Origin of the sequence: Bacteroides sp. ET71, assembly GCF_023336905.1 — a bacterium.
Classification (GTDB): Bacteria; Bacteroidota; Bacteroidia; order Bacteroidales; family Bacteroidaceae; genus Bacteroides.
Map to the genome: position 1 here is coordinate 1 of NZ_JAMBLS010000003.1, position 14583 is coordinate 14583.

Sequence of the window (14583 nt, forward strand, 5' to 3'; positions counted from 1 at the left end):
TCTGGGCGGTTCTGCTGGTACGTTCGTTTCAGGTCTGTTTTGGCAACATTACGGATGGGCAGGCGTGGTAGGAGTAGGAGTTGCCTTTACCGTGGCTTCCTTGTTCGTTAATTGCTTCCAACCAAGACTGCATAAGGATGAATGCTCAATATTCTGACTAAAATAATTTTTGGAATGATCCTTTCAGTCTGAATATTTTTCATACCTTTGTACCGTAAGAGTTTCCCAAACAAGCAAAGCGATGTAGACCACGGCAATTAGGACGGTTGCCAACTCATTACCTGAAAACGAAGTAATTCTTCTAACTCTCTTGATTTCAAAGAGGTATATTCCTTATACAGTTTTACGGAAAATTTGTGTAAAAGCCATCAGATTTCAACATATTAACACTAAATGGCGGCGGAACGATAAGACGGAACGAGAATTTTCATGGCTTCGCAACATGTGTATTAAGATAAATCATTTAACTTTGTAAACGAAACAAAACAGGCGGAAGCGGATGGAAAAAATAAAGGACCTAATCGTAAAGCATGTCTGGAGCCGGCCTCTGCGGCACCGGCCAGAAGACTCGTTCATACTCCGTATAGTAAGGAATTTTTGTCAGTTTATACTGCTGATTTCCCTTTTTGTCCTGATTTATGCCTTTATCGTTACGCTCGGATGGATTAAGGGAGCGGCTATGTCACTCATATCCGTTGCCTGCTCGGCGGTCTATTGGCTGACGACGAGCTATCTTGGCAGGCTGTCTTCAGGCTGGATAAAGAAGCCGATGCTGGCCAAAGCTTTTGCCTACGGCGTAAGGGCAGCCGTCAGTCTTGCCTTAATATTTTGGTTATTCGACTTTTTCCTTCAATCCGGAGCCGTGGGAAACATGACAAATACGATGCTCTTCAGTTATGCGACAACCTTTCTCAGCATATACGAGATTTCCTGTTTCAGCCAGTGCGCCTTTTATATTATATCTTACTTCATTGATAAATAGCTGTCCCGACGGCGGCAGGAGGGCACGTGCTTGAAGGTAATGGACCAACCGGCCGTAAGCTGTTAAAATCAGGCCGGAATAATTGGTACAAAATTTTATTTGGTATATTGTTTGCTTCTCAAAAGAAAGTGCTAATTTTGCAAATAGAACAAGAGTTGTTTGACAGAAATACACCGTATATCACAGAATTTGCGACTGTTGCCAAGTCATTACCTCCGTCTTTGAAGAAAGCTCGTAAATAGCTTATTTCTAATGTATTCCTATCTTAATATCGTTTTTTTTCGACAAAACCTCAACGGGCAGCGGACAGTACATCGCCGACTTGCCGGCAGATGCTCTCCATGCCTTTCACCGAGGGATGGCCCCATTGTTTGTCGATGTCGTGCAGGCGGATATTGGTGACGCCGTAGTGACGGCATATACGATCCATAGACTGGGTGACGGGGTCGGACAGTTCGGTATTCGTAATGTTGTAAATCCGGGCATGCGGATAATGCGTAATCAAGTAATCGAGCAGGTAGCTGAAAGCCGGACGGAAATCATAGAAATCGTCTTTCTGCCAATCGGCATACTGATAATGGCCCAAGGGAGAGCCGGCCCAACTGTCGTTGGTGCCTCCGAAAAGGAGTATGATGTCCGGATTCCCCAAATCGGCCATGCGGGTGATGAAGGCTCTGTCCGAGTAGTCTTCTCCATTATATCCGGTATAGCAGACAGTCGCTCCGGAATAGGAATTGTTGGTGTCGAGCCGGTAGCCATAACGGTGCAGCAGCAGTTGCCACCAGGTTTGTTCGAGCGTGGTGACATCGTTTTCTTTCTTCTCGCCGGGGACGCCGTACCAGCAGAGATTGGTGCGAGGGGTCACGTGGCCGTAGAAGGTTGAATAAGAATCGCCCAGGATAGAGACGGTTTGTGCGGTATCGGCCGGAAGTGCTTCCAGGATTTTCTTTACATGCTGGTGGAGTATGTGGAAAGCAGGGTCGGCCATGGCGCCGTGGTCATGTCCGCCTATTTCGTAGAGAGTGGTTTGCGTATGCCCGACCAGCAGCATCATGCGACGCATGTAGGCATTTTCTTCGTAGCGGCCGAAAAGTTCCAGTTCGCGGTCGCCGGTAATCAGGACAAGAGGGGGCGCGTCTTTGCGGACATGGAAAAGAGGGGCAAAGCGGTCGATGGTGGGTTGCAGGTTGGGGATGCCTTGCATCTGCCGGTAGGAGAAATGGCTGATCATCTGTCCGCTAAAGGGTATCAGCCCGGCCAGGCGGTCGGCATCGATGTCATACTTGGCCAGCCAAGATTTGTCAAGCCCCAGCATCGTGGTGAGATAACCGCCAGCCGAGTGTCCGGACAGGAAAATCTTGCGGGTGCTGCCTCCGTATTTGCTTATTTCGCGGAAAGTCCAGGCTACGGACGCCGCGGCATCGTCTATGCAGGTGGCAATGTCGACTTTGGGCAGCAGACGGTAATTGACTCCCACAACCACCATGCCCTTTTCGCGCAGTTTCATGGGGATGTCTTTGCTTCCTCCTGTCAGTCCTCCTCCGTGGAACCAGACGACCACGGGACAGTCTGTGGCGTTTTCCGGATAGTAGACATCCAGTTTGCAGCGTTCACGGGCGTAAGTGTCGTCGGACGATGTGTAAGAAATGTCTCGCGCCCATTGATAGGTTTTCTCCTGGGCAAAAAGCATTGTGCATAGCAGCAAGCCAAACAGAGTGAGGAAATTTTTCTTCATGATACATGGTTTTTAGTTAAGTCAGTAGTTTCGTTGTGATGCGGACAAAGGTACGGAAAAAATCAATACAGACAAGGGTTAACAGTTCTTTTTGCTTCAGTCAAGGAGAGGCATAAAACCTTATTACAGTTCGAGGGAAAGAAAATATCGACATTCTTTCTTCTTATTCTGCAAATAATACTTATCTTTGCCACTATATTAATTATTAACCCATCCAATATGATGAAAAGAATTAACCATCTTCTCATGGCCGGTACATTTATCGCAGCTTGCACGTCGTGCAGCAAAGAAGTCGAGGCTACCTATCAAGTAATACCTCTTCCCCAAGAGGTGAGTTTGACACAAGAGGATCCTTTCCGCCTCAATCAAAGCACCATCATCGCCTATCCCGAAGGCAACACCCTGCTGCAACGCAATGCAGAGTTCTTGGCCGAATACCTCCAACAGTCTGTGGGATTTGCTCCTCAGACGCAGTCGTTCGCCAACGGACAAGAGCCGGAAAAGGGGTGCATCCGCCTGGATATTGACGACGACATAGAATCTGCCGAAGGCTACACGCTGAAGGTCGATGCCGATGGCGTGGAAATAGAAGGCCAGACTCCCAACGGAGTGTTCTACGGCATACAGACGTTGCGCAAGTCCATCCCTGCGGGAGAGGAAGCGACCGATGTCCTGCTGCCTGCCGGCGAGGTGAAAGATGCTCCCCGGTTCGGCTATCGCGGCTTCATGCTGGACTGTTCGCGCCACTTCTTCCCGGTGGAATTTGTCAAGAAGTTTATCGACATCCTGGCGCTGCACAACATCAATACCTTCCACTGGCACATCACAGACGACCAGGGTTGGCGCATCGAAATCAAAAAATATCCCCGCCTGACCGAAATAGGTTCGACACGCAACCGCACCGTCATCGGACGCAACACGCCCGAATATGACAACACGCCCTACGGTGGTTTCTATACTCAAGAGGAGGCCCGCGAAATTGTCCGCTACGCACAGGAACGTTATATCACCGTCATACCGGAAGTCGACCTGCCCGGACACATGCTCGCAGCGCTGGCCGCCTATCCCGAACTGGGTTGTACAGGCGGTCCTTACGAAGTATGCCCTAACTGGGGAGTGTTTGAAGATGTGCTTTGCATCGGCAACGAAAAGACGTTTGAATTTCTTGAAGGGGTGCTGGACGAAATCATAGACATCTTCCCGGCACGCTACATACACATCGGTGGCGATGAAGTGCCTCGCACACGTTGGGAGAAATGCCCCAAATGCCAGGCACGCATCCGGCAACTGGGACTGAGAGACGACAAAGACCACACGGCCGAAGACCGCCTGCAAAGCTATTGCATGGCGCGCATCGAGAAGTATCTGAACGGCAAGGGACGGCAGATTATCGGATGGGATGAAATACTGGAAGGCGAAGTGGCTCCCAACGCCACCGTCATGTCGTGGCGCGGACTGGAAGGCGGTATCGAAGCTGCCCAGTTGGGACATGATGTCGTCATGGTACCTACCTCTTATGCGTACCTGGACTATTACCAGACGGATAATCGCGACGGCGAGCCTTTGGCCATCGGCGGCTATGTTCCTATCGAAAAAGTCTATAGCCTTGAACCGGTGCCCGACGTGCTGACCGATGAACAGAAGAAACACATCATCGGCGCACAAGCCAATCTGTGGACGGAATACATCCTCAACGGTGCCCATGTGGAATACATGGCACTGCCCCGCATGGCCGCCCTCAGCGAAGTGCAGTGGACACTGCCGGAAAAGAAGAATTACGATGATTTCCGCACACGACTCATGCCTTTGCTGAACATCTACAAAGTGGACAGCATCAACTATTCGAAAGCCATGTTTGACATCAAAGCGACCTATACTGCCCAGACCGCGGAGAGTGGAGAGCCGGGACAGGGACATGTCGTGGTCGAGATGAGCACCATCGACAATGCACCTATCTACTATACCCTTGACGGAACAGACCCGACTACTGCTTCCACAGCCTACACTGCACCGGTCAACATTGACCAGACCGCAGAGTTCCGGGCTGTGGCTATCCGCCCGGACGGCCAGAGCAAGGTGGTCAAGAAGCAATTCAACTTCAACAAAGCTACCCTGCGGCCCATCGAGTTTGTAGGCGAAGGCCCCTCGTCACGCTTCACGTACAAAGGCGCCGTGACGCTGGTTGACGGCATATCGGGTCCCGACACTTACAGCGGCGGTCCGTGGATTGGTTTCTATAAGGGTGACGCAGAGGTTGTGATAGACTTGGGAGAAGGCGGACAGAGCATCCATCGTGTCGGTACCCATGCCAACATCGACATGGGCTCATGGATTATGGGAGCTACGGGCATGGAAGTTCTCGTTTCTGACGACAAGAAGGAGTTCCGTTCGGTGGCAGCGATTGAGTGTCCCGAGCAGACCGACGTCAACAAGAAGACCATTGAAAATTATGAGGTCTCCTTCGACCCTGTTACGGCACGCTACCTCAAGGTCATTGTCAAACGTGCCAAAGCCCTGCCCAAAGGACATCCGGGCGAAGGTAAGACTCCTTACTTGTTCATCGACGAAATAGAAGTAGATTAAACAGAATCATGTGCAGACAGAAGAAGACCCGCATTTCCGCCAGGAATTTGCGGGTTTTCTTTTGCCCAAAGACTTAAAGCCTGTTTAAAATTCATTTTCCTGTCATCCCGAGCGTTGTTCTCCCCCGCCAAACGGGGGAGGCAAGAGGGGGTATCGAGGGATCTCACTACGCGCCTGAAAAGTATTAGGGAGATGTTTCGACTACGCTTCGCTTGCTCAACATGACAAAGAGAGCGATTTTTTAACAGGTTCTCAACGGGCTGTATTATTGGTTACTGATTCTGTAAAATGTATAGACTTACTATTACCAACTTTTCTTACCTTTGCACCCGGATAAGGATACTCCTTTTCTCTATCAATTAACCACTTATACATATGTTACGTAAAATAAGACTAACGTTGGCCGTTCTTTTCTTCGCCCTTGTCACGCTGCTGTTTCTCGACTTCACGGGCAGCATCCATTTATGGTTCGGATGGTTGGCCAAGATTCAATTCCTGCCGGCTTTACTTGCGCTGAATGTCGGTATCGTATTGTTACTGATTGTATTGACCCTTTTGCTGGGTCGGGTTTACTGCTCTGTCATCTGCCCGTTGGGTGTCTTGCAAGACATCATCTCGTGGTTCAGCGGACGGCGCAAGAAGAAACACTACCGTTTCTCCTATTCCCCGGCCGTGTCATGGCTGCGTTACGGGGTGCTGGGTGTGTTCATCATCGCCCTGCTGGCAGGCATCGGTTCGATAAAGGCTCTGTTGGCTCCTTACAGTTCTTACGGGCGTATTGCTGCCAACCTTTTTGCTCCCATCTACCGCTGGGGAAACAACCTCCTGGCCTACGTGGCCGAGCGCATTGACAGCTATGCTTTCTACGAGACCGACGTCTGGCTGAAAACTCTTCCTACTTTCTGTATTGCCGTGGTTACTTTAGTCATACTTATTGTGCTGGCCTGGCGCAACGGACGTACTTATTGCAACACCATTTGCCCGGTAGGTACGGTATTGGGATTCTTGTCGCGCTTCTCGCTGTTCCGCATCACCATCGACACAGACAAATGCAATGCCTGCGGCCTGTGTTCACGCCGTTGTAAGGCAGCCTGCATTGACGGCAAGAACCACCGGATAGATTACAGCCGCTGCGTGGCCTGCATGGATTGCATCGACACGTGTAAGCACGGGGCCATTCATTACCGCTTTGCTTATAGCCACCGGGCCGAGAAGCCGCAGCAGCCACAGGAGAAAAAGGAAAACCCACGCCGCAGTTTTCTGACAGCCACCGCCTTATTGGCCACTACTTCGCTGCTGAAAGCCCAAGAAAAGAAAGTGGACGGAGGCCTGGCCGTCATTGAAAAGAAGAAAATCCCCAACCGCCAAACGCCCATTTTGCCTCCCGGAGCACAGGATGCCCGCCACTTTGCCCATCACTGCACGGGTTGCCAGTTGTGCGTCTCTGCCTGTCCCAACGGGGTACTGCGCCCTTCTACGGACTTGCTGAAACTGATGCAGCCGGAGATGTCTTACGAGCGGGGCTATTGCCGCCCGGAGTGTGCGCGTTGCGCCGAGGTCTGCCCCACGGATGCTATCCGTCTGACTGATTTGGCCGAAAAAGTATCCACCCAAGTAGGGCACGCCGTTTGGGTGAAAGCCAACTGTGTCCCCCTGACCGATGGCGTCGAATGTGGCAACTGCGCCCGCCACTGCCCTTCGGGAGCTATCCAGATGGTTCCCTCTGACCCCGATGATGCCGATTCACCCAAGATTCCCGCCATCAACGTGGAGCGCTGCATCGGCTGCGGCGCGTGCGAGAACTTATGCCCGGCCCGCCCCTTCAGTGCCATCTATGTAGAAGGACACGAGAGCCAGCACATTGTCTAACCAAATGCTTCAGAATATGGATAACAAATCGAACAAGGCCATTAGTCGCCGCGACTTCCTGAAGATAGCCGGGGCAAGCGGACTGGCCACAACCGGACTGACAGCCTGCGGGACATCCGGCAAGCAAGACAGTACTGCCGGAACAACGTCCCTACCCTCCACGGGCCAAATGACTTACCGGACGAACCCGACAACGGGAGATAAAGTCTCGTTGCTGGGCTTCGGCATGATGCGGCTGCCGTCGGTAGGCGGACGAAGTGCCCGCGAAGGTAATGAGGAGATTGACCAGAACATGGTAAACAAACTGGTGGACTACGCACTTGAACACGGCGTGAATTATTTCGACACCTCACCCGCTTATTGTCGAGGCGGCTCGGAACGTGCCACGGGCATTGCCCTGAGCCGGCATCCGCGCGACAAGTATTTCATCGCCACCAAGCTGTCCAATTTCGCGCCCAGCACTTGGACACGGGAAGGCTCCATCGCCATGTACCAGAACTCGCTGAAGCAGTTGCAGACAAACTATATCGACTACCTGCTGTTGCACGGCATAGGCATGGGCAACGACGGCATGAAAGAGTTTGAGGCGCGCTATATGGACAACGGCATTCTGGAGTTTCTGCTGGAAGAGCGCCGAGCAGGACGCATCCGCAACCTGGGTTTCTCGTACCACGGTGACATCCGGGTGTTCGACTACCTGCTGTCGCGCCACGACTATTATAAATGGGACTTCGTACAGATTCAACTGAACTACCTGGACTGGAAGTATGCCAAACAAATCAACCCGCGCAATACGGACGCTGAATACTTGTACAACGAGCTGGCCAAGAGGAATATCCCTGCCATCATCATGGAACCCCTGCTGGGCGGACGTTTGTCTAACGTGCCCGACAGCATCGTGGCCCGTCTGAAGCAGCGCGAGCCCGAAAGGAGCGTGGCTTCCTGGGCCTTCCGCTTCGCCGGCAGTTTCCCAGGCGTGCTGACCGTGCTGAGCGGCATGACGCGCATGGAACATCTGCAAGACAACCTGGCCACTTATTCGCCCCTGAAGCCGCTGACCGACGAAGAGTTTGACTTCCTGCAACAGACCGCCACGCAGATGATGCAGTTCGAGACCATCCCGTGCAACGATTGCAAATACTGCATGCCTTGTCCTTACGGCATCGACATACCGGCGCTGCTGCTGCACTACAACAAATGCCTGAACGAAGGGAACCTTATCGAAGACCCGGACGCAGAAGGGTATCGCCAGGCACGACGCATTTACCTGATTGGTTACGACCGGAGTGTGCCGCGCTTGCGGCAAGCCGACCATTGCATCGGCTGCAACCAGTGCAGTCCACACTGCCCGCAGGGAATCAACATACCGAACGAGCTGCACCGCATTGCCCACTACGTGGACAACCTGAAGCAAGAGAAAGGTAGCGGCGAGAGGCGCCGGCAAAGAGAACGCCGGCGACAAGGACAGCAAGCTTAAAAGCCGGACGCGGCCCGGTATGCACCCGGTGAAAGGGCCGCCGACGGATGGGCACGCTTAGAACTGAAAGTAGATGAACGGCTGTACGTCAGCGCTCTTTATCTGAATCACTACGTATATCAAAGCGACCAGCAAGACCGCTTTCCCCACCAAGGGGAGGGCGGTTACTTTTTTAGTGCCCCACTGTTCCCAGGTGTCCGGAAGGAAATGCAGCACAAAGCCGAGAAGCATCAGCAGGAACACGGCCGGATAGCCTGCCAACAACTGGGGAAGCAGCTCCAGATGGAAAGAGAAGGCTATCTGCCTCAGCATGGTCACGGCATCTGCGAAGTGGGCTTGGCGGAAGAATATCCAACAGAAACAGACGAAATGAAACGTCACCACCACGCCTAACCAGCGACGGAGGCCGCGGCTCTGCCAACCCTTGGGACGGCCCGCCAGTTGCATCCACCCTTTGTGCAAGGCCAGGGCCACGCCGTGCAGCATGCCCCAGAGGACGAAATTCCACGAAGCGCCGTGCCACAGTCCGCCCAAGAACATCGTGATAATCAAATTCAGGTACTGCCTCAGCTTCCCCCGGCGGTTGCCGCCCAAGGAAATGTACAGATAGTCGCGCAGCCACGAGGAAAGCGAAATGTGCCAACGACGCCAGAATTCGGTGACGGAGGCCGACCGGTAGGGCGAATCGAAGTTCCGGTTGAAGTGGAAGCCCAACAAGAGCGCCAGCCCGATGGCCATGTCGCTGTAGCCCGAGAAGTCACAATAGATTTGCAGGGCGTAGCCGTAAACGCCCAACAGGTTCTCCACGCCCGAATAGAGCGAAGGATTGGCGAATACCCGCTCGACGAAGTTCACGCTGATGTAGTCCGAGATGACCGCCTTTTTGAACAGGCCGCAAGCTATCAGGAAGACGCCGCGCCCGAACATCTCCGGCGAGACGTAGAGCGGACGACGTATCTGCGGCAAGAAGTCGCGGGCGCGGACGATTGGCCCGGCCACCAGTTGCGGGAAGAAGGAGACGTAGAACGCGTAGTCCAACAGGCAGGACAGCGGTTTGACCTGGCGCCGATAGACGTCAATGGTGTAGCTGAGCGACTGGAAGGTGAAGAACGAGATGCCCACGGGCAGGAAGATGTCGAGCGCCGTAAACGTGCCGCCGGTGACAGACGCCCAAAGCTCGCCCAGGAAGTTGGTGTACTTGAAGTAGCACAGTAGCCCCAGGTTGACCACCAGGCTCAGCGCCACCCATGCCTTGCGTTGCCACGCCAAGGCGCAGCGGTCCATCCGCCGGGCGATGAGGAAGTCGCTCACCGTCACCACCGCCAGCAGAAAGAAATACATCCCGCTGCTCTTATAATAGAAATAGTAGGAAAAGGCCGTGACGAAGAGCAGGCGCGCCGTCGTGCGCCGTTGCAACAGCAGATAGACCACCGCCAGGGCGGCAAACAGCCAGACGAACAGCCCGCTGCTGAAGATAAGCGGAGCCTGGGGGTCGTAGACGAAAGCATCCGCCAGGCGGGCAGGGTCGATGTTCCAGTCACTCCAGTTCATAGGCGCGTCGTTTGTCAAATTGTTCCTTACCGTGCATCAGAGCCTGATACAACAAGGAAGCCAGGTGTTTCCCGCCCCGGAAGTTGATGTGCGTATAGTCCAGGTTGGCCATCGGCGGGTCGGCTTCCACCAGGGCGGCCATGCTCTTGCTGCCTCCCATCGCCTCGAACAAGTTCCAGAAAGCCAAGCCGTTGTCGGCTGCCAGGTTCTGCTGATAGCGCAACAGGTGCCTGATGCCCGGCATCGTTTGCAGACGGCCGTCTTCGTCGCGCCAGTCCCGGTCGCCCACGCCCACCAACAAGATGGACGCTCCGGGGAAGGCTGCCTTTATGCGGTCGATGCTCGTGCGCATCCCGGCCACGTAGCGGTCGTAATTGCGTCCCTGCTCGGTGGCAATGTTCAGCCCATACTGCAAGACAATCAGGTCGTAAGGACGCAGTTCGCCGAAAGCCCGCAACATATCTTCGGGAATGGTGCGTATGGACAAACCCGACGAGGCACGCAGCGAGAAGTTGTCCAGCGCAATGCCCCGCACATCGTCTAGGAAGAGGCCGTAGAAGATGGCCGAATCGGCCTGCTCCACCGTCCAGCGCACCTGCCCGATGTGCCCTTCCACCGCGGCCTCCTGCAAATCTCCCGACGCTCCGAAAGAGCGCGTGCGCTTCTCCCCTCCGTTCACCCGCACCGCCAAGGTAGTCTTTCCACGGCTGGAGAAGAAGATGCCGGCCCTCCGGCAAGTGTCCAGCCGGCTGGCATAGTCCGTCTGCCCGCGCAGCTCGACATAGGCGCCGTTGCGGGGAATGAAGTAACGTCCCGCAATGCCCTGCAAACGACGGTCGAAGCCCGTGCTGTCCGTCCACGCATGACTTTCCCATCCGGCGAAAGCATGGCGCACGGTGGGGCGGAAGTCCTTGATGGGCGAGGTAATGTCCACATAGCCCACGCCGCAACCGCCGTAGCGTATCTGGAGCAGGGCGCGCAGGTCGGCCGTCAGGATGTCTCCCTCGATGAACGAGTCGCCGAAATAAGCAATGCGAACCGGGCGGCGCGAAGCCTCGTCCAGCGCCCGGTAGAAGGCAGCCATACCCCTCCCGGAGCTGTCGCCGTAGTCCTCAATGCAAGTCATGTCCGGCGGGCATGAATCTACAAAGGCCGGTTTGACACGGGGAGGTGGAGGCAACAGCGAATCGGCATCCGCCTCCGCAGGGGGCAGGGGACGGACGTCGGCCAGCAAATCGACACGCCTCATCCGGTGCCCACCCATCTCGAAAGACGGCAGGCCGTGGAGCAGCAGCAACGCACCCAGCACCAGAAGAGCCAGCACGGCGGTATTTCGCAAGACATTCTTTCCCATAGTCGAGGGGCAAAGATAGGGAATCCGCCCAAACCCGCATATGCTTTAACATATATTGTGAAACACCCGACCGGGCTCCGGCCGGACGCGCATCCCGCGCTTGCTTCCGGCGAACACGGGCCGCGCTCACTGCGGACACGAGGCAAGGCTCTGGCGAACGACAGCCACGCTCTCGACAAGATAATGGTAAGGACGATTTTTTAAAACAGATTCGTTTGCGCACTTCGGACAAAAAACGTACTTTAGCCGACGAAAAACGAAAGATACCTTACAGATGAAAAAAACACTCTTCATAAGCCTGGTTTTGTGTCTGGCCTTTGTCCAGGCAAACCGTGCACAGCAAATCATCTACTCGAACCTGGACGAACTGACCGGGAACCGGGGCGACACCGTCAGCACCCTGCGCGTAGAGCGACGCACCCTCAACCAGCTCTACCTGACGGGCGGAGGCGACTACCGCATCCTCTCGCCACAGAACCGCAGCCTCAGCCGCTACCTGCGCAAGCGCTGCTACGCCGTCCGCATCGACACGGCACTCTACGTCAACTGTCGCAAGATGCGCTACAAGAAATTCCGCTTGGGCGGATGGTATGCCCCGGTGCTGGAGGTGGGCGGACGCATCTTCTACACCGCCCAACCCGTGGGACAGGCTGCCACCGAAACACTGACGCCGACCAATGCGCAAAAGCTGCGCGGCGAAGTGGGCGACGCCATCCAGGCTTCGGGCCTGGTAGACCAGCGCGTCTACTACGAACTGGACCTGGAGACGGGGCACTCGAACTTTGTGGGAAAAGAACGGATGCGGGAACTGCTGGCCGGAAAACCGGAACTGCTGACGGAGTTCGAGAAAGAAACGAGCGAAGCGGCGGAAGTGACGGGCAAGTATCTGCGGAAGTTGAAATAGAACGAGCTTGTCTTTTTGATAAATAATCCCGGCATCCATTTGCGAATGTCGGGATTTTTTCTTAACTTGCGGCTCATTAACCAATGTCCTTGTGACAAAATGAAACCCAAGCCATGAAGATAACCCTTAACAACCAACTGCCCCCTTACCCGGCCTTCGTCGAGGGCATCCGGCGGGCACCCGACCGTGGCTACACCCTCAACCCCGCGCAGACTGCCACGGCCCTGAAGAACGCCCTGCGCTACATCCCCAACGAACTGCACGAACAACTGGCGCCCGAGTTCCTCGAAGAACTCCGCACCCGGGGCCGCATCTACGGCTACCGCTACCGCCCGGAGGGAGACCTCAAGGCGAAGCCCATCGACGAGTATCGGGGACGGTGCATCGAGGGCAAGGCTTTCCAGGTGATGATAGACAACAACCTGGCCTTCGACGTTGCGCTCTATCCCTACGAACTGGTGACTTACGGCGAGACGGGACAAGTCTGCCAGAACTGGATGCAATACCACCTCATCAAGATGTATCTCGAAGAACTGACGCAGGACCAGACCTTGGTCGTGGAGAGCGGACACCCGCTGGGCCTGTTCCGCTCGCACCCCGACGCACCGCGCGTCATCATCACCAACGCCCTGATGGTGGGACTGTATGACAACCAGGAGGACTGGCACACGGCCATGCAACTGGGTGTGGCCAACTACGGGCAGATGACCGCCGGAGGCTGGATGTACATCGGCCCGCAAGGCATCGTCCACGGCACGTTCAACACGCTGCTCAATGCCGGACGCCTGAAGCTGGGCATCCCGCAGGACGACAACCTCCGGGGCCGGCTGTTCGTGTCGTCCGGCCTGGGCGGCATGAGCGGTGCGCAACCCAAGGCGGCCGAGATGGCGGGCGCGGCGGCCATCATCGCCGAAGTGGACCGTTCGCGCATCGACACGCGCCTCCGCCAAGGCTGGGTAGGCGGCGTGACGAAGTACATCCCCGAAGCCTTCGACCGGGCGCACGAAGCCATGCGGGAGGGCCGACCCTTCTCCATCGCCTACCACGGCAACATCGTCGACCTGCTGGAATATGCCGTGCGGAACGACATACACATCGACCTGCTGTCCGACCAGACCTCGTGCCACGCGGTGTACGAAGGCGGTTACTGCCCCGCAGGCCTCAGCTACGAAGAGCGCACCGAGATGCTCCACACCGACCATGAACGCTTCCGCACATTGGTAAACCAGAGCCTGAGCCGGCAGTTTATGTCCTTGCTCACGCTGGTGGGGCGCGGCACGTATTTCTTCGACTACGGCAACTCGTTCATGAAGGCCGTCTACGATGCCGGGAACACACAGATTGCCCGCAACGGCGACCCGAAACAGGGCTTCATCTTCCCCAGCTACGTGGAGGACATCATGGGCCCGGAACTCTTCGACTATGGCTACGGACCCTTCCGCTGGGTATGCCTCAGCGGGCGGCACGAGGACTTGGTGAAGACCGACCAGGCCGCACTCTCGTGCATCGACCCCAACCGACGGGCGCAGGACCGCGACAACTACAACTGGATTCGCGACGCGGAACAGAACAACCTCGTGGTCGGCACACAGGCACGTATTCTCTACCAGGACGCCGAAGGACGCCTGCGCATCGCACTGAAGTTCAACGATATGGTGCGCCGTGGCGAAGTAGGTCCCATCATGCTGGGACGCGACCACCACGACGTGAGCGGCACCGACTCACCGTTCCGCGAGACGGCCAACATCAAGGATGGCAGCAACATCATGGCCGACATGGCCGTGCAGTGTTTTGCCGGCAACTGTGCCCGCGGCATGAGCCTCGTCGCCCTGCACAACGGGGGCGGCGTGGGCATCGGCAAGGCCATCAACGGCGGCTTCGGCATGGTGTGCGACGGCTCGGAGCGCGTCGACCGTATTCTCCGGCAAGCCATGCTGTGGGACGTGATGGGCGGGGTGGCCCGCCGCTCGTGGGCCCGCAACCCGCACGCCATGCAGACGGCAGACGAGTTCAACCGCACGCACGCCGACGGCTACTGCATCACCATGCCCTACGTGGCCGACGACGGACTCATCAACCGCTTGACGGAGGCGAAGGAGCAGTAAACAATCCACACACCGCCATCCCC

General features: G+C 55.6%; 9 protein-coding genes and 1 pseudogene. 6 read left to right on the forward strand and 4 right to left on the reverse strand.

The window, feature by feature from the left end:
* The first annotated feature begins 499 nt into the window (after positions 1 to 499).
* Entirely contained in the window at positions 500 to 982 is a 483-nt protein-coding gene (locus tag M3090_RS02470) for a hypothetical protein (protein ID WP_235328139.1), read from the forward strand.
* A gap of 292 nt (positions 983 to 1274) precedes the next feature.
* Here M3090_RS02470 and M3090_RS02475 read toward each other — a convergent pair whose 3' ends face one another.
* The gene (locus tag M3090_RS02475; RefSeq protein WP_249054011.1) at positions 1275 to 1925 is read right to left on the reverse strand and encodes an SGNH/GDSL hydrolase family protein; all 651 of its coding nucleotides are present in this window, start codon (positions 1923 to 1925) and stop codon (positions 1275 to 1277) included.
* A pseudogene (locus tag M3090_RS02480) lies at positions 1920 to 2717 on the reverse strand (alpha/beta hydrolase); the annotation flags it as partial. The pseudogene M3090_RS02480 and the gene M3090_RS02475, both read right to left, overlap by 6 nt.
* 222 nt (positions 2718 to 2939) lie before the next feature.
* Between M3090_RS02480 and M3090_RS02485 the strand changes: the two are divergent.
* From M3090_RS02485 to M3090_RS02495, 3 genes are all read left to right on the forward strand, one after another.
* Positions 2940 to 5300 (forward strand): glycoside hydrolase family 20 protein, encoded by a 2361-nt coding sequence (locus M3090_RS02485; RefSeq protein WP_249054012.1) that lies wholly within the window; start codon positions 2940 to 2942, stop codon positions 5298 to 5300.
* A gap of 375 nt (positions 5301 to 5675) precedes the next feature.
* Entirely contained in the window at positions 5676 to 7169 is a 1494-nt protein-coding gene (locus tag M3090_RS02490) for a 4Fe-4S binding protein (protein ID WP_249053824.1), read from the forward strand.
* Positions 7170 to 7185: 16 nt separating this feature from the next.
* Positions 7186 to 8646, forward strand: coding sequence for an aldo/keto reductase (locus M3090_RS02495; RefSeq protein ID WP_249053825.1), 1461 nt, complete (start codon positions 7186 to 7188; stop codon positions 8644 to 8646).
* A 57-nt stretch (positions 8647 to 8703) separates the two neighbouring features.
* Here the strand turns inward: M3090_RS02495 and M3090_RS02500 are convergent, their stop codons facing one another.
* Together M3090_RS02500 and M3090_RS02505 are read right to left on the reverse strand one after the other, a co-directional pair.
* Positions 8704 to 10197, reverse strand: coding sequence for an MBOAT family O-acyltransferase (locus M3090_RS02500; protein ID WP_249053826.1), 1494 nt, complete (start codon positions 10195 to 10197; stop codon positions 8704 to 8706).
* A complete protein-coding gene (locus tag M3090_RS02505; RefSeq protein ID WP_249053827.1) occupies positions 10184 to 11551 on the reverse strand; it encodes an SGNH/GDSL hydrolase family protein in 1368 nt (455 codons plus the stop codon). The genes M3090_RS02500 and M3090_RS02505 overlap by 14 nt, the downstream gene beginning before the upstream one ends.
* A gap of 274 nt (positions 11552 to 11825) precedes the next feature.
* Between M3090_RS02505 and M3090_RS02510 the strand changes: the two genes are divergently transcribed.
* Together M3090_RS02510 and M3090_RS02515 are read left to right on the forward strand one after the other, a co-directional pair.
* Positions 11826 to 12455 (forward strand): DUF6563 family protein, encoded by a 630-nt coding sequence (locus M3090_RS02510; RefSeq protein ID WP_249053828.1) that lies wholly within the window; start codon positions 11826 to 11828, stop codon positions 12453 to 12455.
* Between the two features lie 113 nt (positions 12456 to 12568).
* Positions 12569 to 14560 (forward strand): urocanate hydratase, encoded by a 1992-nt coding sequence (locus M3090_RS02515; RefSeq protein ID WP_249053829.1) that lies wholly within the window; start codon positions 12569 to 12571, stop codon positions 14558 to 14560.
* Positions 14561 to 14583 lie beyond the last annotated feature (23 nt).

What these genes read in the sequence shown, in the direction of transcription:
- M3090_RS02490 (WP_249053824.1), top strand. Translation starts at nt 5,676, where the DNA reads ATGTTACGTAAAATAAGACTAACGTTGGCCGTTCTTTTCTTCGCCCTT.
- M3090_RS02485 (WP_249054012.1), top strand. Translation starts at nt 2,940, where the DNA reads ATGAAAAGAATTAACCATCTTCTCATGGCCGGTACATTTATCGCAGCT.
- M3090_RS02470 (WP_235328139.1), top strand. Translation starts at nt 500, where the DNA reads ATGGAAAAAATAAAGGACCTAATCGTAAAGCATGTCTGGAGCCGGCCT.
- M3090_RS02495 (WP_249053825.1), top strand. Translation starts at nt 7,186, where the DNA reads ATGGATAACAAATCGAACAAGGCCATTAGTCGCCGCGACTTCCTGAAG.
- M3090_RS02500 (WP_249053826.1), bottom strand. Translation starts at nt 10,197, where the DNA reads ATGAACTGGAGTGACTGGAACATCGACCCTGCCCGCCTGGCGGATGCT.
- M3090_RS02510 (WP_249053828.1), top strand. Translation starts at nt 11,826, where the DNA reads ATGAAAAAAACACTCTTCATAAGCCTGGTTTTGTGTCTGGCCTTTGTC.
- M3090_RS02505 (WP_249053827.1), bottom strand. Translation starts at nt 11,551, where the DNA reads ATGGGAAAGAATGTCTTGCGAAATACCGCCGTGCTGGCTCTTCTGGTG.
- M3090_RS02515 (WP_249053829.1), top strand. Translation starts at nt 12,569, where the DNA reads ATGAAGATAACCCTTAACAACCAACTGCCCCCTTACCCGGCCTTCGTC.